The sequence below is a fragment of the Nocardioides sp. 616 genome, from assembly GCF_002930065.1.
GTDB classification, from domain to species: Bacteria; Actinomycetota; Actinomycetes; order Propionibacteriales; family Nocardioidaceae; genus Nocardioides; species Nocardioides houyundeii.
This window is the reverse complement of record NZ_POAG01000017.1, coordinates 263,926-281,360: the sequence shown is the minus strand read 5'-3', so window position 1 is coordinate 281,360 and position 17,435 is coordinate 263,926. Positions and strand designations below refer to the sequence as shown.

General features: G+C 69.0%; 16 protein-coding genes. 9 read left to right on the top strand and 7 right to left on the bottom strand.

The features are described from left to right. The first annotated feature begins 242 nt into the window (after positions 1–242). Complete coding sequence (locus tag C5H89_RS07760) at positions 243–716, top strand: Lrp/AsnC family transcriptional regulator (protein ID WP_104106449.1); 474 nt, start codon at positions 243–245, stop codon at positions 714–716. A gap of 63 nt (positions 717–779) precedes the next feature. On the opposite strand, the gene C5H89_RS07755 is transcribed toward C5H89_RS07760, so the two are convergent. Then, complete coding sequence (locus tag C5H89_RS07755; RefSeq protein WP_104106448.1) at positions 780–1,733, bottom strand: type IV toxin-antitoxin system AbiEi family antitoxin domain-containing protein; 954 nt, start codon at positions 1,731–1,733, stop codon at positions 780–782. 177 nt (positions 1,734–1,910) lie between these two features. Beyond that, positions 1,911–3,365 (bottom strand): lysine 2,3-aminomutase, encoded by a 1,455-nt coding sequence (locus C5H89_RS07750; RefSeq protein ID WP_104106447.1) that lies wholly within the window; start codon positions 3,363–3,365, stop codon positions 1,911–1,913. Between the two features lie 146 nt (positions 3,366–3,511). Between C5H89_RS07750 and C5H89_RS07745 the strand changes: the two genes are divergently transcribed. The 7 genes from C5H89_RS07745 to C5H89_RS07715 all read left to right on the top strand — a co-directional run bounded on the left by C5H89_RS07745 (position 3,512) and on the right by C5H89_RS07715 (position 10,499). After that, positions 3,512–4,558, top strand: a complete 1,047-nt coding sequence (locus tag C5H89_RS07745) for a zinc-binding dehydrogenase (protein ID WP_104106446.1) — start codon at positions 3,512–3,514, stop codon at positions 4,556–4,558. Further along, on the top strand, positions 4,555–6,132 hold the full coding sequence (locus tag C5H89_RS07740) for a lysine 5,6-aminomutase subunit alpha (RefSeq protein WP_104106445.1): 1,578 nt from the start codon (positions 4,555–4,557) through the stop codon (positions 6,130–6,132). The genes C5H89_RS07745 and C5H89_RS07740 overlap by 4 nt, the downstream gene beginning before the upstream one ends. Continuing rightward, positions 6,129–6,884, top strand: a complete 756-nt coding sequence (locus C5H89_RS07735; RefSeq protein ID WP_104106444.1) for an OAM dimerization domain-containing protein — start codon at positions 6,129–6,131, stop codon at positions 6,882–6,884. The genes C5H89_RS07740 and C5H89_RS07735 overlap by 4 nt, the downstream gene beginning before the upstream one ends. Beyond that, positions 6,884–7,291: a hotdog domain-containing protein gene (locus C5H89_RS07730; RefSeq protein WP_104106443.1), complete on the top strand. Its 408-nt coding sequence runs from the start codon at positions 6,884–6,886 to the stop codon at positions 7,289–7,291. The genes C5H89_RS07735 and C5H89_RS07730 overlap by 1 nt, the downstream gene beginning before the upstream one ends. A 412-nt stretch (positions 7,292–7,703) precedes the next feature. Beyond that, positions 7,704–9,230, top strand: a complete 1,527-nt coding sequence (gene lnt, locus C5H89_RS07725; protein ID WP_104106442.1) for an apolipoprotein N-acyltransferase — start codon at positions 7,704–7,706, stop codon at positions 9,228–9,230. Beyond that, positions 9,227–9,991 (top strand): polyprenol monophosphomannose synthase, encoded by a 765-nt coding sequence (locus tag C5H89_RS07720; RefSeq protein ID WP_240181759.1) that lies wholly within the window; start codon positions 9,227–9,229, stop codon positions 9,989–9,991. Before lnt ends, C5H89_RS07720 begins: the two co-directional genes overlap by 4 nt. Before the next feature lie 7 nt (positions 9,992–9,998). Beyond that, positions 9,999–10,499 (top strand): FxsA family protein, encoded by a 501-nt coding sequence (locus tag C5H89_RS07715; RefSeq protein WP_104106441.1) that lies wholly within the window; start codon positions 9,999–10,001, stop codon positions 10,497–10,499. A gap of 6 nt (positions 10,500–10,505) precedes the next feature. Here the strand turns inward: C5H89_RS07715 and C5H89_RS07710 are convergent, their stop codons facing one another. From C5H89_RS07710 to C5H89_RS07695, 4 genes are all read right to left on the bottom strand, one after another. Next, positions 10,506–10,895 carry an RNA polymerase-binding protein RbpA gene (locus C5H89_RS07710; RefSeq protein ID WP_101524441.1) on the bottom strand — a complete coding sequence of 130 codons (390 nt, stop codon included), beginning with the start codon at positions 10,893–10,895 and terminating at the stop codon, positions 10,506–10,508. 194 nt (positions 10,896–11,089) lie between these two features. Then, positions 11,090–12,457, bottom strand: coding sequence for an MFS transporter (locus C5H89_RS07705; protein WP_205304921.1), 1,368 nt, complete (start codon positions 12,455–12,457; stop codon positions 11,090–11,092). Then, positions 12,454–13,254: a glycerophosphodiester phosphodiesterase gene (locus C5H89_RS07700; protein WP_240181758.1), complete on the bottom strand. Its 801-nt coding sequence runs from the start codon at positions 13,252–13,254 to the stop codon at positions 12,454–12,456. Before C5H89_RS07700 ends, C5H89_RS07705 begins: the two co-directional genes overlap by 4 nt. A gap of 69 nt (positions 13,255–13,323) precedes the next feature. Further along, positions 13,324–14,586 carry a cytochrome P450 gene (locus C5H89_RS07695; RefSeq protein WP_104106438.1) on the bottom strand — a complete coding sequence of 421 codons (1,263 nt, stop codon included), beginning with the start codon at positions 14,584–14,586 and terminating at the stop codon, positions 13,324–13,326. A 178-nt stretch (positions 14,587–14,764) separates the two neighbouring features. Here C5H89_RS07695 and C5H89_RS07690 point away from each other — a divergent pair, with 178 nt between their 5' ends. Further along, positions 14,765–15,604 (top strand): mycofactocin-coupled SDR family oxidoreductase, encoded by an 840-nt coding sequence (locus tag C5H89_RS07690; RefSeq protein ID WP_104106437.1) that lies wholly within the window; start codon positions 14,765–14,767, stop codon positions 15,602–15,604. A gap of 74 nt (positions 15,605–15,678) precedes the next feature. On the opposite strand, the gene C5H89_RS07685 is transcribed toward C5H89_RS07690, so the two are convergent. Continuing rightward, positions 15,679–17,205 (bottom strand): UDP-N-acetylglucosamine 1-carboxyvinyltransferase, encoded by a 1,527-nt coding sequence (locus tag C5H89_RS07685; RefSeq protein ID WP_104106833.1) that lies wholly within the window; start codon positions 17,203–17,205, stop codon positions 15,679–15,681. Positions 17,206–17,435 lie beyond the last annotated feature (230 nt).

Genomic DNA, 17,435 nt, shown 5'->3' with positions numbered 1-17,435 from the left:
CGCCTGGACCGGGGGTCACGACACTGTGTCCCGGGGAACGCGCTGAGTCTGTTGAGCGCGTGTTTCCGGCGGTCGCCTCCCATGTCACCGTGTAGTAACAGCATGTTTCGTTGCGAAGACAACAACGTCGATCTGGACACGCGGTGGACCTGACGTCACCCTGCGCTAGCGCGCCTGGGGTTGCTGCGGCCACTCTTCGAGCACGCCCGCGGGCCGGCCCCGGTTCCTCTAGGGTTCGCGGCGTGAGTACTCCTGAGGTAGAAGCGACCGACCGCAAGATCCTCGGCCTGCTGGCCGCCGACGGTCGGATGTCCTACACCGACCTGGGCCGGGCGACCGGACTGTCCACCTCCGCGGTGCACCAGCGCGTCAAGCGCCTGGAGTCCCGGGGTCTGATCAAGGGCTACGGCGCGACCATCGACCACGTGCAGACCGGGCTGCCCCTGACCGCCTTCGTCTCCATCCGTCCTTTCGACCCCGCACAGCCCGACGACTATCCCCGGCGCCTGGAGCGGATCACCGAGATCGAGTCCTGCTGGTCGGTGGCGGGGGAGGAGTCCTACATCCTCAAGGTCCGGGTCGCCACCCCTGCCGACCTCGAGAACCTGCTGGCGCGGATCCGGCACGCCGGGAACGTCTCGACGCGGACCACGATCGTGCTGTCCACGCCGTTCGAGAGCCGCCCGGTGGCGGAGAGCGCAGGAAACCCCGCCTGAGCGGGGATCCCTGCGCTTCGAGGGGCATGCATTCCCCCTAACCGCAGGAAGAGGCCACCAACCTCACTGATCGGCCCGGATCCTGGACTCCAAGACGCGTCGAATCCGCAGCGCGAGCTCACGTGGGCGATTGAGGTCCGACCAGGTGATGCGCAGGCACACCCAGCCGGTGAGCTGACAGATCCGCTCCTCACGCCGCTTCTCACGCAGGACGTAGTCCTCCAACGTCTCACCCGCCCGTCGGTGCTCCTGGTACTTCGCGGCACCGTCGAACTCGATGAACACCCCGTGCTCCGGCAACGCGAAGTCCACCCGGGCGAAGGGACGCCCGTGCTCGTCGTGGATCTGGAACTGGGGGATGGGCTTGGGCAGGTGGTTCGCCCACATGAAGTACGCCGTACGCGTCTCGCCCGGTGACTCCAGGCGTGGGTCGGCCAGGCGCACCACCAGGTTGGCGCCGATGCTGCTCGGCCAGAACCGCAGGTCGTGGGCCAGTTCCGCCACATCCCCGGGAGTCGTCAGGCCCAGGTGCAGCAGACCGTTAACGCTCACCAGCGCCGACTCGACGCCGGCCATCGAGGTCATCTCGACGGCGCACCGCGTGGGCGAGGTAACGCGCACGTCACGTAGATCGCACAGGTGCTCCGCCGGCGTCGTAGCACGATGGTGGACCACGCCGGCCTCTCTGCGCCCACCCTTGCCGTCCACCCGGCTCAGATGGACCTCGTCGAGCGGCACGCCCCAGACCGGCACACCCCATTCGATCGCGGCCGACACATGGCTCAGCGACGCGCTCGGATGCGCGGTGCGCAGCACGGCACGACATCGCAGCCGGTAGCGATCGGTCTCCGACAGGGACCGCCATGCCTCCCCCTCGACGTACGCCCCGCGCCGGATCCGGTGCCAGGCTCCGCACCGGACCATGCGCACGATGTGGCGGTCGTCGTACCCCTGATCGAGGACGTCTCGTCGGAGGAAGACGAGGTTCTCGAGGTCGACCAGCTCCGGTGCCGTCATGGTCCGAGACTGCAGGCAGCCAAGCCCTCGGGTACGCCGGCAGCACCCGTCCTGTGGAGATGGGTCGGCCCATCCGGGGCTGTGGAGAAAGGCTGGTGTGGCTTCCTACGGGTTCGGGGGGCATGCACGCCCCCCGAACCGAGGGGATCCCCGGCCAGGCGGGGATCCCTGCGGCCCTCAGCGCGCCTGGAGCATCGCCAACCGCCGCGACGCCTCGGCGACCTCGGCTGCCTTCAGCTGCGTCTCCTCGAGACGGCCGTGCTGGGCCCACCAGGCCTGACCCTCCGGGGGCAGGGTGTGGATCGGGTCGTAGTACTCGTAGGTGCGGGTCAGCGCCTCGGGGTCGGCCGCCTCGATGGAGGTCCGGTAGTTCTTCGTCCAGTAGGAGATGCCGCGCTCGTGGTCGTAGTCAGCCACCTGGTGCACCCACCGCTTGCCGACGAACGGTACGTCGCACACGATGCGCGGAGTGGCGAAGCCGGGGAGGTAGCCCATGATGTGGTGCTGGAGCCGTTGGGCGTCGGCGACCGAGACCCGCCAGTGCTCCGAGAACGGGATCATGTCGCACATGTAGAAGTAGTAGGGCATGATCTGCGCCCCGTCGAGCAGTGCGAAGCACAGGTCGAGCAGTGCGTGCGGATCGGCGTTCACCCCGTTGAGCAGGACGCCCTGGTTGCGCACGTCGCGGACCCCGGCGTCCAGCATCGCCCGGCTGGCCTCGGCGACCAGGGGAGTGATCGAGTTGGCGTGGTTGGCGTGAGTGTGGATGGCCAGCGAGACCCCGCGTGAGCGCGCCAGCTGGGCGACGCGCTGGACCCCTTCGACCACCTCCGGCTGGAGCCAGTGCTGGGGCAGCCCGACGAGCGCCTTGGTGGCGAGCCGGATGTCGCGGATGTTCTCAATCGCCAGCAGCTCGGTGAGGAACGACTCCAGCCGCAGCCACGGCATGTTGGCCACGTCCCCGCCCGAGACCACCACGTCGCGCACCGCGGGGCTGCGCCGCAGGTAGTCCAGCATGTCGCCCAGGCGATCGGCGGGCTTGGCGGTGAACTTGAGCTTCTCGATGACGGGCGTGGAGTTGCCGACCAGGTCCATCCGGGTGCAGTGCCCGCAGTACTGCGGGCAGGTGGGCAGCAGCTCGGCCAGGACCTTGGTCGGGTAGCGGTGCGTCAGCCCCTCCGCGACCCACATGTCGTGCTCGTGCAGGGAGTCCCGGGCGGCGTGCGGGTGCGAGGCCCAGTCGGTACGCCGGTCCGAGAAGACCGGCAGCATGTAGCGACGGATCGGGTCGGCGTACAGCGCCTCGGTCAGGGAGCCCGGCCCGGCGCTGCTCGGGGCCGGGACCATGGTGTTCATCATCTGCGGGGGCACCAGCATCGACATGGTGGCTCGCTCGGCCTGGTCACGCTCCAGGTCGGCGTAGAAGCGGTCGTCGACCAGGTCGCCCAGCAGCTCGCGCAGCTGACGGACGTTCTTGATGCAGTGCGCGCGCTGCCACTGCGCCGAGGCCCAGTCCTGTGCGGTCACGTCGCGCCAGCCCGGGAACCGCGTCCAGTCGGGCTCCACGAGCTCCACCCGCTGGTAGGGGTAGGGCTGACCGGTGGCCAGCCCAACGGCGGTCTCGATGCTCATGGCTCTCCTTGCCTGGCGTGTCAGGGCGGCGTGTCTGTTGTGAGACACGTCTCTCATCTGGAAGAGTACGAGCACATCATCCTGTCCGTCCATCGACAGGCCGCAAGATTTCCGGCAAATGCGGGATCCAATGAAGGAATGGTCGAATGAGTGCGGTCGAGTCAACTATCGCCAGCGATCCGGTCGGACTGCACCGGGTGCTGGACGACGCCGCGGTGCTGCCGCAGAGCGCGCAGCGCCTCGACACCAGGCCCCAGCTGTGGCCCGACGAGGTGCGGATCCGGGTACAGCGGCTCAACCTCGACGCGGCCTCCTTCCGGCAGCTCGAGCGCAAGCACGCGGGTGACGGCGACCGGGTGCGTGCCGAGGTCCTCGAGATCGTGGCCCGCCGCGGCAAGATGCAGAACCCCGAGACCGGGTCGGGCGGGATGCTGATCGGCGTGGTCGAGGAGGTCGGTGCCGACTCCCCGCTCGGGCTGCGCGTCGGCGACCCGGTCGCCACGCTGGTCTCCCTGACGCTGACCCCTCTGGTCATCGAGGACGGGCTGCGCGACTGGACGGGCACCAGCGAGCAGGTGCCGTGCGATGGCTACGCGATCCTCTTCGGCCGCTCGATCGCGGCCACGCTGCCCCAGGACCTGCCCGCCGACCTCGCCCTTGCGGTGCTGGACGTGTGCGGCGCGCCGGCGTTGACCGCCCGCGTGGTCCAGGGGTACGACGCCCCGGTGGTCGCGGTCCTGGGCGGCGGCGGGAAGTCCGGGAGCCTGAGCCTCGCGGCGGCGCGCAAGGCCGGTGCGGCCCGCACCATCGGCGTCGTGCCGCACGAGCAGGAGGCGCAGGCACTGCGCGCCTCCGGGCTCGCCGACGAGGTGGTCGTGGCGGATGCGCGCAACCCGGTCGAGGTCCGTGCCGCGGTGGAGTCGGCCGGAGGGCCGGCGGACGTCACCGTGGTCTGCGTCGACGTGCCGGGCTGCGAAGGCGGCGCCATCCTCTCCACCGCCCCGGGCGGCACCGTCGTCTTCTTCTCCATGGCCACCTCGTTCTCCGCCGCGGCGCTGGGTGCCGAGGGAGTGGCAGCCGACGTGACCATGCTGGTGGGCAACGGCTACGTGCCCGGTCACGCCGACCAGGCCCTGGACCTGTTGCGCAGCGACCCCGGCGTGCGGGAGCTGTTCGAGGGGCGGCTGCGATGACCGGCCGTCTCCAGCTCCCCGCAGCCGACGTACGCCGGGCGCGGGCGCTGGCCGCCCAAGCCGGACGTCCCATCGTGGACCTCGCCCAACAGCACACCACCGTCTCGGTGGAGCGGGCCACGCTGCGCCTGGCCGGACTGGAGGGGGCCGACGCCGACGGCATCCCCTGGGTCAACCGCCTCGCCGACGCGGTGGCGGCCGACCTGCACACCGACGGGGGACTGGCCCACGGCGTCTCGCTCCCGGTCTGGGACGCCCTGGTGCGCGGCGAGGCCGACGACCTGAGTGCCCTGGCCCAGAAGGCCGGCGCCGGCTCGGTCCGGTTCCGGCTGCCCGAGGGGAAGGACCGCAGCCGCGCGCGGGACGCCGCACTGGGCGCGGTCGGGGCGGGGATCGCACGCGTGGACGGACGTCGGCACGAGCGCGAGCAGATGATCGAGCGCATCGGCGACGCGCCCAGCAAGCCGTGGATCTACCTGATCGTCGCCACCGGCGACATCTACGAGGACATCCCGCAGGCCCAGGCCGCGGCCCGCGAGGGCGCCGACGTGATCGCGGTGATCCGCAGCACCGGGCAGTCGCTCCTGGACTACGTGCCGGAGGGCGCCACGCGGGAGGGCTTCGCCGGGACCTACGCCACCCAGGAGAACTTCCGCCTGATGCGTGCCGCCCTCGACGAGACGAGCCGTGAGCTGGGCCGCTACGTACGGTTGACCAACTACGCCTCCGGGCTCTGCATGCCCGAGATCGCGGTGCTGGCCGGGCTGGAGCGCCTGGACATGATGCTCAACGACTCGATGTACGGGATCCTGTTCCGCGACATCAACCCCGTGCGCACCTTCGTGGACCAGAGGTTCAGTCGCCAGGTCCACGCTCGCGCCGGCATCATCATCAACACCGGCGAGGACAACTACCTCACCACCGCCGACGCTGTGGACGCCGCGCACACGGTCACCACCAGCCAGCTCCTCAACGAGTACTTCGCCAAGGAGGCGGGACTGGAGGACTGGCAGCTGGGTCTGGGCCACGCGTTCGAGATCGACCCCCAGGTCCCCGACTCGCTGCGTCTGGAGCTGGCGCACGCCATGCTCGCCCGTGACCTGTTCCCCGACGCGCCGCTGAAGTGGATGCCGCCGACCCGGCACATGACCGGCGACGTGTTCCGTGGCTACCTGCTCGACGGCTTCTTCAACCTCGTCGGCGCGCTCACCGGGCAGGGGATCCTGCTCGTGGGCATGATGACCGAGGCCGTGGTCACCCCGTGGCTCTCCGACCGGGACCTCGCCCTGCAGAACGTCCGCTACGTGATGAACGCGGCGGGCAACCTGCACGAGGATTTCCGCCCCGCCCCGGACGGCTTCATCGCCGGTCGCGCGCGTGCGGTGCTGGGGGAGTCGATCGAGCTCCTGGAGAAGGTGATCGGCCACCCCGACGGGCTGCTGGACGCGATCGCCGACGGCACGTTCGGACTGATGAAGCGCCCCGCGGACCGCGGCCGGGGCCTGGACGGCGTCTCGAAGAAGTCCGACCTCTATCTCAACCCCGCCACCGACCTCCTGGAAGGCGCGTCATGAGCAGCAACGAGGCCGGGCACCTGGTCCGTCCCTACGGCGACACCACCGGGGACGGCATGGTCCAGCTCTCCTTCACCCTGCCGCTGCCGCACTCCAAGGTCGCCGAGGGGGCGGCCGCCCAGCTGGCCAACAAGATGGGGATGGACCCCGCGATGGTGGTCCATGCCCGGCCGATGGGCTCGGACTTCACGTTCTTCGTCGTCTACGGCAGGGTCCACCACCTCGTCGACCCGAGCACCGTGGAGGTGGTGGAGCGCGACTACCCGCTCCTCACCCCCAAGGAGGTCAACGCCCAGGTCAAGGAGGTGCTGCGCCGTCGACTGGTGGTGGTGGGCGCCTGCATCGGCACCGACGCCCACACGGTGGGGATCGACGCGATCCTGAACATCAAGGGCTTCGCGGGGGAGAAAGGGCTGGAGTACTACCGGGAGATCAAGGTGGTGAACCTGGGCGCGCAGGTCTCGGTGCCCGACCTCGTCTCGGTGGCGAGGCAGGAGAAGGCCGACGCCGTGCTGGTCTCGCAGGTGGTCACCCAGCGCGACGCCCACCTGCTCAACACCCGGGAGATGTCGGCGGCGTTCCGCGAGTCCTACCCCCGTGGCACCGCCCCGCTCCTGGTCGTGGGCGGACCTCGCTTCGACGAAGGGGCCGCCGCCGAGCTCGGGGTGGACCGCGTGTTCAGCCGGGGCACCACCCCCGGCGAGGTGGCATCGTTCCTGGTGCACCGGCTCTCGCAGAGGAAGGCAGGCTGATGTCCGACACCAGCGCTCCCACGGGTCAGCGGGTGGTGCACCGCCGCTACGTGCCCTACTCCCACGCCCACTACGCCGGCAACCTCGTCGACGGCGCCTACTCGCTGGGACTCTTCGGCGACGTCGCGACCGAGATGTGCATCCGCACCGATGGTGACGAAGGGCTCTTCGCCTCCTACTCCGACGTGCAGTTCCTGGCCCCCGTCCGGGCGGGAGACCTCCTGGAGATCACCTGCACGCTCGTCTCCCGGGGCACTCGTTCGCGGGTGATGGAGTTCGAGGTGTTGGTGGTGGGCCGCGGCGCCGCCACCCCCGAGGCGCCGGGGGCCGCCCGGATCCTCCAGGAGCCGGTGCGGGCCACCACGGCCACCGGGACCGTCGTGGTGCCGCCCGCCCCTGGGCGCTGAGCTCAGGGCCCTGATCCCGGTGTCTCCTGAGCGGGCGGTCCGGAGTCGCGGCGTGTCTGCGGCGTGTCGCGCAAAGGTATCTGGGTTCTGTTGACACGCCCACCGGCAACGACGCAGAGTGCAGGGGTCCGCTCGTGCAGATCGTTGCAGGCGGACCGACGTCCGAGTGGGCGGGTTGCGGGTGGGGCGCCACCATTCGTAGAACCCGGTTCGCGGAGGTCGGTTCCGCTGCCTCGAGGGCGGTGACGGAAGGGACGGCAGCTCCGTAGACAACTTCCCGGCGACCACTTCCAATGGCCGTCGGGTTGGTCCGAAGGGTTGCTGTCCCTTCCGGCTCGCTGCACCTGGGCCCTGCAGACCCGCCGCGTCGGCTCCGAGGGCGCTCTCAGCGCCTACCCGGTACCGTGGGGGAGTGTTCCTGCGCTCCCTGTTCGCCCTGGCAGGGGGCGTGATCCTGGCCCTGGCCTCTGAGCCCGTCGGGCTCGCACTGCTGACGCCGATCGGCGTCGCGGTGCTGGTGCTCTCGCTGCACGGAACCCGACCCAGAACCGGGTGGCTGCCCGGTCTCGCCTTCGGGGTGGGCTTCTTCTTCGTCCTGCTCTTCTGGATGCGCGCCGTCGGATGGGACGCCTGGCTGGCCCTGGCGGGGGTCCAGGCTCTGTACTTCGCCCCCCTGGGCAGCGCACTGGCCCTGCTGTCGCGCTTGCGGTGGTGGCCGGTGTGGACCGCGCTGGCCTGGGTGGGGGTCGAGACGGTACGAGGCGCCTGGCCCTTCGGCGGCATGCCCTGGGGTCGCATCTCCTACGCCGTGGCCGACACCCCGTGGGCCTCCGGGCTGCCCTGGTTGGGCTTCACCGGCGTCAGTCTCGTGCTGGCGCTGACCGGTACGACGCTGGCGTGGCTGCTGCTGACCCGCCCGACGCCTCGAGCGGCCTGCGCACCGGTTGCCGCCCTGGTGGCCGTGACGCTGCTCCCGTTGCTGCTCGGCTGGGACGCGGGCCACGACGGGGAGGTCACCGTGGCCGCGGTCCAGGGGGACGTGCCCGGCAGCGGGGACAACCTGGTCGCCGTACACCGGCAGGTGACCGCCAACCACGTCCAGGCCACCGTGGACCTGGCCCTGGACGTGCGTCGCGGGGCCGTGCCGAGGCCGGACTTCGTGGTCTGGCCCGAGAACTCCACGGCCGTGGACCCGTTCCGCGACGTCGAGGTCAACAGCGGGATCGAGCGGGCCTCGGCCGCGATCGGGGTGCCGATCCTGGTCGGTGCCATGGCCGACTCCGCGGACGGCGAGGACGTGCTGAACCAGGGGATCGTGTGGAACCCCGGTCTCGGCGGAGGAGACCGCTACACCAAGCGCCACCCGGTCCCCTTCGGGGAGTACATCCCGTGGCGCGACACCGTGTTCACCAGCAACTTCGGCAAGCTCCAGCTCATCGGACGAGACATGCTCAGCGGCACCCGGGTGGAGCCGCTGCGCGTGGACGGCGCGCTGGTGGCCGACGCCATCTGCTTCGACGTCGCCTACGACGACGGGCTGCAGGAGCAGGTGCGACATGGCGCCCAGATGCTCACGGTCCAGACGAGCAACGCCATGTTCATCCACACCCACCAGATCGAGCAGCAGTTCGAGATCACCCGGCTGCGGGCCATGGAGACCGGCCGCCACACCGTGGTGGCGGCGACCAACGGCGTCACCGGGGTGATCGGGCCCGACGGGAGCGTGATCGACGAGGCCGTGCCACGCACCACCACGGTCCTGGTCGAGGACGTCGCGCTCACCTCGCGCATCACCCCGGCCGTCTACCTGGGTCCCTGGCCGGGTCGCCTGGCGCTGGCGCTCTCCCTGCTGGGTTGTCTCGGGGCCTTGAGACGCCGCCCGGACCAAGGCCCTATATTCGCGACACCGACCGAGAAACTCGAGGGAGCACGAGCGTGACGCAGAACCTTCTGGGCCGCACCGTCATGGTCGTACCGACCTACAACGAGGCGAGCAACCTTGCGTGGATCGTGGCGCGGTTGCGCAAGGCCCAGCCCGACGTCCACGTGCTCGTCGTGGACGACGGCTCCCCGGACGGGACCGGCAAGATCGCCGACGAGCTCGCGGAGTCCGACGACCACGTCCACGTGCTGCACCGTACGGAGAAGGCCGGGCTGGGTGCGGCCTACGTCCACGGGTTCAAGGTCGCCCTGGAGCAGGGGTACGACGTGATCGGGGAGATGGACGCCGACGGCTCGCACCAGCCCGAGCAGCTCCAGCGCCTCATCGACGCCCTCGCTGCGGGAGCCGACCTGGTCATCGGTTCGCGCTGGGTTCCGGGGGGATCCATCGTGAACTGGCCGAAGTCTCGCGAGGCGCTCTCGCGTGGCGGCAACCTCTACGTGCGGCTGCTCCTGGGGATCCGCGTCAAGGACGCCACCGCGGGCTTCCGGCTCTTCCGACGTAGCACGCTGGAGACGATCGACCTCGACACAGTGCGCTCCACGGGGTATGTGTTCCAGACCGACATGGCATACCGCACGCTGAGCCACGGCATGAGCGTCGTGGAGGTGCCGATCGACTTCATCGAGCGCCAGCGCGGCGACTCCAAGATGAGCAAGGACGTGGCCACCGAGTCGCTCAAGCTGATCACCCGCTGGGGTCTCGCCGAGCGTCGCGACCGGCTGCGCCGGCGCTTCTCTGGGTCTCGTCACGCATGATTGAGAGATGACTTCTCGTCGAGGGATCCCGATGTGGATCCTGTTCGTGCTGCTCGTGGTGATGCCACTGGCCGAGATCTGGGTGCTGATCCAGGTCGGTCAGACGATCGGTGCCTGGTGGACGATCGTGCTGCTGGTCCTGGACAGCTTCCTGGGCGGCTGGCTGATCCGACGGGAGGGGACGCGGGCCTGGCGCGCCCTGAACGCCACCCTGGCCGCCGGCAGGATGCCCTCGCGAGAGCTGGCCGACGGTGCGCTCATCATCGCCGGCGGCACCCTGATGCTGAGCCCCGGCTTCGTCAGCGACGCCTTCGGGATCCTGCTGATCCTGCCGGTCACCCGGCCCGTGGCCCGGCGGCTGCTGACCAAGTTCTTCGCCGCCCGCCTGCTCTCGGCCACGGTGATCGGCAGCGTCGGTCAGACGCGGCGGTCGAACGCCTCAGATGCAGCTCACCCCGGACCCGAGCCCGAGGGGCCCGTCGTCCGGGGTGAGGTGGTCGATCCCTGACAGCCGTCAGGCGGTCGACTTCACGCGCTTCTTGGCGTTCGCCCGGTGCAGGTGCGCCGGACCGATCTCGCCACCGCGGAGCAGCTCCAGGCGCTCCTTGAGAATGTCCTCGAGCTCCTTCTCGGAGCGGCGCTCGAGCAGCATGTCCCAGTGGGTGCGAGCCGGCTTCTCCACCTTCTCGTCGGGGGTGATCCCGGAGGTGCTCAGCGCCTCGGCGCCGCACTTGGGGCACTCCCACAGAGCCGGGACGTCGGCCTCGTCGGACATGGTGATCTCGAACGTGTGGCCTTCCTTGCACCGGTAGCCGGCCTGCTGACGGCCCGCGAACTCAATGCCGCGCTCATCCTCGAAGCTCTGCCCACCGAGCCTGGCACCACGCAACGTGCGCTCCGCCATGAAGCCACCTCCACAAATTCTTGACTTTCGCCCACGGTCTGCAGACGACGACGACCGGGATTCGGGTTCCAGGACGCCACTAAATGCGGCGTCGGCCGTCATTGCTTCTTCAACGGTATCGACCGCACCCACATTCCGCTCACTCCAACATACCCAATGTGGGGGAACACACTCCTAGACGGGCCAGAAGAGGCTCATTCCGCACTCTGGGAGGCCGCAAGTGCGGAGTCCTCACGGATCTGGGGCTTGACCCGGAGCACGAGGGCCAGGCCGATCGCGAGGACGAGCAGGATGCCCAGGATGCCCCAGTGCTGGACGTCGTCGGCGTCGGCCACCCCGGTCACGGCGGCGCCGAGCAGGATCGCCCCGGACCAGGCGGCCGGCGCCATGAAGCTCACCGCGCGGCCCGTCGTGGCGTAGAGCCCGAAGATCTCACCTTCCTCGCCTTCGGGGATGAGACGCGCCAGGAAGGTCCGGGAGGCGGACGAGGCCGGACCCACGAAGATGCACAGCACCAGACCGAAGATCCAGAACATCACCGTGCCACCGTCGTGCATCAGGAACACCATGAAGCCAGCGACCAGCATCGCGCTCAGGGAGAGCACGATGACCCGCTTGGGCCCCAGACGGTCGTCGAGCGCACCGAACAGGATGGTCGCGATCCCAGCGACCACGTTGGCCGCCACGCCGAAGATGATGACGTCTCCGTCGGAGAACCCGAAGGTGCCCGCCGCCAGCACGCCGCCGAAGGTGAAGACCCCGGCCAGGCCGTCACGGAACACCGCGGAGGCGAGCAGGAAGTAGGCGGTGTTGCGGTCGGTCTCCCACAGTGCGCGCACGGTGCGGAACAGGTGCCGGTAGGACGCCGCCAGCCCGACCCGCGGTCCCCGCGGTGTGCGCTGGCTCTTGTCGTCGCGCAGCGTCAGGATCACCGGGAGGCTGAACAGCACCGTCCACAGCGCGCAGATCAGCATCGTGACCCGCACGTCCAACGCCTGCTCATCGGTGATGCCGAACAGTCCGACCTCGGGATTGATGAGTCCGAAGTAGACGAAGAGCAGCAGCACGATGCCACCGATGTAGCCCAGACCCCACCCGAGTCCGGAGACCCGCCCCACGGTGGCCGGCGTGGCGATCTCGTTGAGCATCGCGTTGTAGTTGACCGAGGCGAACTCGAAGAAGACGTTGCCGGCCGCGAGCAGCAGCAGGCCCAGCCAGAGGTACTCGGGGGAGGGCTTGACGAAGAAGAGGCCGACCGAGGCAACCACCACCAGTGAGGTGTTGACCGCCAGCCAGTAGGTACGTCGTCCCGAGCGGTCGGCCCGCTGGCCGCTGATCGGGGCGAAGAGCGCCACCAGGACACCGGCGCCGGCGAGTGCCCAGCCGAGCTTGCCGCTCGCGCCGTCGCCGAACGAGTCGGAGGTGATGTAGACGCTGAACACGAACGTGGTGATCACGGCGTTGAAGGCCGCGGACCCCCAGTCCCACAGGCCCCACGCGATGACGGGCCAGCGCGAGCCGGACCGCACCGGGTTCGGCTCTGCGACCTCGTTGGCGGTCATCGGGTCTCCCTCCATGCCCCGCGTTCCCGCAGGACCTCCTTGAGCAGGTCTGTGCGATCGGTCATCAGGCCGTCGACGCCTCGGTCCAGCAGCAGTCGCATCTCGTCGGGGTCGTCGATGGTCCAGACATGGACGTGCTTGCCCACGGCGTGCGCCCGTCGTACGAACCCGGGGGTGACCACCCGCAGGCGCCCCCGCCGGTGCGGCACCTGGAACGCGCTGAGGGCGCCTCCGCACAACCGATCGGCCAGCCGCGCACTCGGCAGCAGGCGGAAGAGGACCACCTCGAGAGGATGCGCCGAGGTGGCCACCCGTCCCCGGGTGAGGCGCCGGAAGGCGCGCAGGCGGCGTCCGGAGAACGACCCGACGAGGATCTGGTCGTGAGCACCGTGCCGCTCGATGAGCTCCACCAGGGGCAGCACGGCTCCGTCGGTCTTCAGGTCGATGTTGAAGCGCACCTGCGGGAAGGCCGCGAGCAGGTCGGTCAGTCTCGGGATGCGCTCCCGGCCGTCGATCAGGGCCTGCATCACCTCGGCGTACGTGGAGGCCGAGACCTCCCCGGTCCGGTCGGTGACCCGGTCCAGCACCGTGTCGTGGAAGGCCAGCAGCACACCGTCGCTGGTGGCCACCACGTCCGTCTCCAGGTAGTCGTAGCCAAGGGCCACCGCATGGGCGAAGGCCGCCATGGTGTTCTCCAGGCCCTCGATCTCAGGGTGGTAGGAGCCGCCGCGGTGCGCGAACGCCAGCACCTGGGCTGGGTGCTGGAGGTAGGCGGGTCGCGTCGTTCGGGCCGTCACGCGTGCAGTATCCACGACCGGGCGCGGATCGGTGATCCGGCGCGGCGGCGCGCGTGACGGCCCGAACTGCTACCCGGCGGGGACCGGGTCGAACTCGACCAGCAGCTCCGGGATGCCCCGGGAGTACAACCCGTCCTCGCGCGAGGTGAAGCCGTCGGGGTAGCGGAGGTTCTCCATGTTGTCGAGCACCAGGTTGAGCGCGATCGTCATCTCCGTCTGGGCCAGCAGGGATCCGACGCAGAAGTGGCGGCCGAGGATGAACTGGACGTGGTTGGCGGCCCCGCTGAACGCCTTGGCGACATCGAGGTCGTCGCGGAAGATGTCGAACTTCTCCGGGTCCTTGAACTGCCGCTCGTCGCGGTTGGCGGAGCTGAGCATCATGATGCAGGTCGACCCGCTCGGGACCGTGGTGCCGTGCAGCTCCACGTCCTGCTCGGTCTGCCGCATGATCATGTGCACCGGGCCGGAGTGGCGCAGCGTCTCGGCGATGGCGTTGTTGACCAGCGAGCGGTCCTTCCGGACGGCCTCGAGCTGCTCGGGGTTGTCCATCAGGTTGCGGACCATGCTGGCCACGGCCTTGTCGGTGGTCTCGCCACCGGCGACGAGGAGCAGGCTCACGAACGCCTTGATCTCCTCGTCCGACATCTGGTGGCCGTCGACCTCAGCCCGGCACAGGCGCGAGAGCAGGTCCTCCCCGTCGCCGGTGCGCCGCTCCTCGATGATCGGCATCATGTAGTCCCGCAGCTCGACCTTGGTCGCCTCGGCGGCCGCGGTCACCTCGGGATCGCCGACCAGGTTGTTCAGGCTCGCCATGATCGACTCGTACCAGCGGTGGAACCGGTCGTGGTCGCTCTTGGGCAGACCGAGCATGTCGACCATGACGTTGATCGGGAACCAGGTGGTGAAGTCGGCGACCAGGTCGGTGCGGCCCCGAGGCGCGATCTCGGCCATCAGGTCGTCCCCCGCCCGCTGCACGATCCCGTTGATCAGTCCCACCGCGTTGTCCATGATCACGGGCATGAACTTCTCCAGGCCCTTGCCCCGGAAGAACGGGTTGAGGAGGGCCCGGTGTCGCGAGTGCTCGGTGCCTTCCATCTGCAGGATCGTGCGCCCGTGCAGCGGCTCCAGCTGCCACTCGTAGTTCCGGCTCGAGAAGGCGGGACTCTTGAAGGCTCCCGCGACGTCCTCGAACCGACTGATCAGGTAGCTCTGGGTCGCCTCGTGATAGAGCACCGGGTGCTCGTCACGGAGCACCCGCTGCAGCGGGTAGGGGTCCGCGAGGTAGTCCGCGGACAGGATGTCGGGAGGGCTGGTGGGTTCCGCTGTCGACATGGGGTGCACCTTTGCTCGTAGGGGTCTAACCATGCGGACCATATGCATGTATGAGGCAGGTCACAAGAGAATCAGGATGCGCCAGCGGAATCGAGCGGAGAGTGCACAGCCGGGTTGACGGATGGTGGTGTGATGTGGATCATAAAGACCCCAATCATATGCATGGAATGGAGCACTCATGGCAGGCCGACTCGCAGGCAAGGTCGCGTTCATCACGGGCGCGGCACGGGGACAGGGACGCAACCACGCCATCCGGATGGCGGAGCAGGGTGCCGACATCATCGCGGTGGACATCTGTGCCGAGATCGCCTCGGTGACGCCGTTCTACCCGCTCGCCACGCCGGACGAGCTGCAGGAGACGGTCAAGGCCGTGGAGGCCACGGGACAGCGCATCGTCGCCCGACAGGCCGACGTGCGTGACCTCGACGGGCTGCAGAAGGCGTTCGACGAGGGTGTCGACCAGCTCGGCCGGATCGACATCGTGCTCGCCAACGCCGGTATCGCCACCTACGGCAAGTCGTGGGAGCTCACCTCGGAGATGTGGCGCGACATGATCGACGTCAACCTCACCGGGGTCTTCCACACGGCCAAGGTCGCGGTACCCAAGCTCATCGACCAGGGTGAGGGTGGCTCGATGGTGTTCACCAGCTCCATCGGTGGACTCAAGGGGATCCAGCACGTCGCCCACTACGTGAGCGCCAAGCACGGAATCGTCGGCCTGATGCGCACCATGTCCAACGAGCTGGCCCCCCACAACATCCGGGTCAACACGATCCACCCGACCAACGTGGCCACGATCATGGTCAAGAACCCCGGGACCTACTCCATGTTCGTGCCGGAGGACGAGGAGGCCACCGAGGAGAAGGCCATCCCCGGGATGATCGGGCTCAACTCCCTGGCCGTGCCGTGGGTGGAGTGCGACGACATCACCAACGCGATCATGTTCCTGACCAGCGACGAGGGTCGCTACGTCACCGGAGTCACCCTGCCGGTCGACGCCGGCGCCTTCACGAAGTAGTCACCCCGAACGACCGAGACCCCCCGGGCGCCAGGCGCGCTCGGGGGGTCTCGTCACGTGACAGGAAGGCGTACTCAGATGTCCCGGAAGGTCTCGATGTTGGCGCCCAGCGTGTTCAGCCGCTCCGCCAGGTCCTCGTAGCCCCGATGGATGACGTACGTCGACCGCAGCACCGAGGTGCCCTTCGAGGCGAGCATGGCGAGCAGGATCACCACCGCGGGACGCAGCGCCGGCGGGCAGACGATCTCGGCACCCGACCAACGGGTCGGCCCCTCGATCATCACCCGGTGCGGGTCGAGGAGCTTGACGTCGGCGCCCAGCTTGTTGAGCTCCAGGAGGTAGATCGCCCGGTTCTCGTAGACCCAGTCGTGCAGGAGCGTCTGCCCCTCGGCGACGGCACCGATCACCGCGAAGAACGGCAGGTTGTCGATGTTCAGGCCGGGGAACGGCATGGGGTGGATCTTGTCCAGCGGCGCCCGCAGCTCCGAGGCCCGGGTGGTGATGTCCACCAGCCGGGTGTGGCCGTTGTTGGCGACGTACTCCTCGGTGCGGCTGTACTGCAGACCCATCTCCTCCAGCAGCGACAGCTCGATCTCGAGGAACTCGATCGGTACCCGCTGGATGGTGATCTCGGACTTCGTCACGATCGCTGCGGCGAGCAGCGACATGGCCTCGATCGGGTCCTCGCTGGGGGAGTAGTCGACGTCGACGTCGATGCGTGCCAGACCGGTGACCTTCAGCGTCGTCGTGCCGACGCCCTCGACCTCGACACCCAGCTTCTGCAGGTAGAAGCAGAGGTCCTGGACCATGTAGTTCGAGGAGGCGTTGCGGATGACCGTGGTGCTCGGGCGCAGGGCCGCGGCCATGAGCGCGTTCTCGGTGACCGTGTCGCCGCGCTCGGTCAGCACGATGGGGCGGGTCGGCTCCACGGCGTGGTTGACCTGGGCGTGGTAGGCGCCCTCGTTGGCCTTGATCTCCAGACCGAAGGGGCGCAGCGCCGACATGTGCGGCTCCACGGTGCGGGTGCCCAGCTGGCATCCGCCTGCGTAGGGGAGGTCGAAGGAGTCGTAGCGGTGCAGCAGCGGTCCCAGGAACATGATCACCGAGCGGGTGCGGCGCGCGGCCGCCTCGTCGATGGCGCTCAGGTCGAGCTCCTCAGGCGGGATGATCTCCAGGTCGTTGTCCGAGTTGAGCCAGCGGGTCTGGACTCCCAGCGACTCCAGCACCTCCAGGAGCCGGTTGACCTCCTCGATCCGAGCGACCTTGCGGAGCGTCGTGCGCCCGCGGTTGAGCAAGGAGGCGCACAGCAGCGCCACTCCGGCGTTCTTGGAGGTCTTGACGTCGATCTTGCCGGCCAGGGTGGTCGGGCCGGTGACGCGCAGGTGGGTCGGCCCGGCGCCGACGGAGACGATCTCGGAGTCGAGCGCGGCGCCGATCCGGGCGAGCATCTCCAAGGAGAGGTTCTGGTGCCCCTTCTCGATGCGGTTGATCGCGCTCTGGCTGGTGCCGAGGGTCTCGGCGAGCTGCTGCTGGGTCATTCCACGGTGCTTACGGGCGTCGCGGATCAAGTTGCCGATCCGGGCGAGATAGTCCTGCGTCATGGACTCCACGCTATCTCAGATATGAGATAGGCAAAGTCGGCACTGTGCGCGACGCGCCGAGACTCTGCCCTCGAGGCGGCGGCCCGTGTGAGACCGGCCATGCCAGGTACGCCCAGCAGAGATCGCACCTATCAGGACCGTTCAAGGCCGTGAACAACACCACAACCACCGGACCCGTTCGCCAGCACGCGCCGGCACCACCGATCCTGCCTCGCCCGGCAGGGTAGGTT

Bases quoted from the DNA above. Each gene is read 5' to 3' on its own strand.
- C5H89_RS07755 (WP_104106448.1), bottom strand. From the start codon at position 1,733: ATGACGGCACCGGAGCTGGTCGACCTCGAGAACCTCGTCTTCCTCCGA.
- C5H89_RS07750 (WP_104106447.1), bottom strand. From the start codon at position 3,365: ATGAGCATCGAGACCGCCGTTGGGCTGGCCACCGGTCAGCCCTACCCC.
- C5H89_RS07745 (WP_104106446.1), top strand. From the start codon at position 3,512: ATGAGTGCGGTCGAGTCAACTATCGCCAGCGATCCGGTCGGACTGCAC.
- C5H89_RS07740 (WP_104106445.1), top strand. From the start codon at position 4,555: ATGACCGGCCGTCTCCAGCTCCCCGCAGCCGACGTACGCCGGGCGCGG.
- C5H89_RS07735 (WP_104106444.1), top strand. From the start codon at position 6,129: ATGAGCAGCAACGAGGCCGGGCACCTGGTCCGTCCCTACGGCGACACC.
- C5H89_RS07730 (WP_104106443.1), top strand. From the start codon at position 6,884: ATGTCCGACACCAGCGCTCCCACGGGTCAGCGGGTGGTGCACCGCCGC.
- C5H89_RS07715 (WP_104106441.1), top strand. From the start codon at position 9,999: ATGACTTCTCGTCGAGGGATCCCGATGTGGATCCTGTTCGTGCTGCTC.
- C5H89_RS07710 (WP_101524441.1), bottom strand. From the start codon at position 10,895: ATGGCGGAGCGCACGTTGCGTGGTGCCAGGCTCGGTGGGCAGAGCTTC.
- C5H89_RS07705 (WP_205304921.1), bottom strand. From the start codon at position 12,457: ATGACCGCCAACGAGGTCGCAGAGCCGAACCCGGTGCGGTCCGGCTCG.
- C5H89_RS07695 (WP_104106438.1), bottom strand. From the start codon at position 14,586: ATGTCGACAGCGGAACCCACCAGCCCTCCCGACATCCTGTCCGCGGAC.
- C5H89_RS07690 (WP_104106437.1), top strand. From the start codon at position 14,765: ATGGCAGGCCGACTCGCAGGCAAGGTCGCGTTCATCACGGGCGCGGCA.
- C5H89_RS07685 (WP_104106833.1), bottom strand. From the start codon at position 17,205: ATGACGCAGGACTATCTCGCCCGGATCGGCAACTTGATCCGCGACGCC.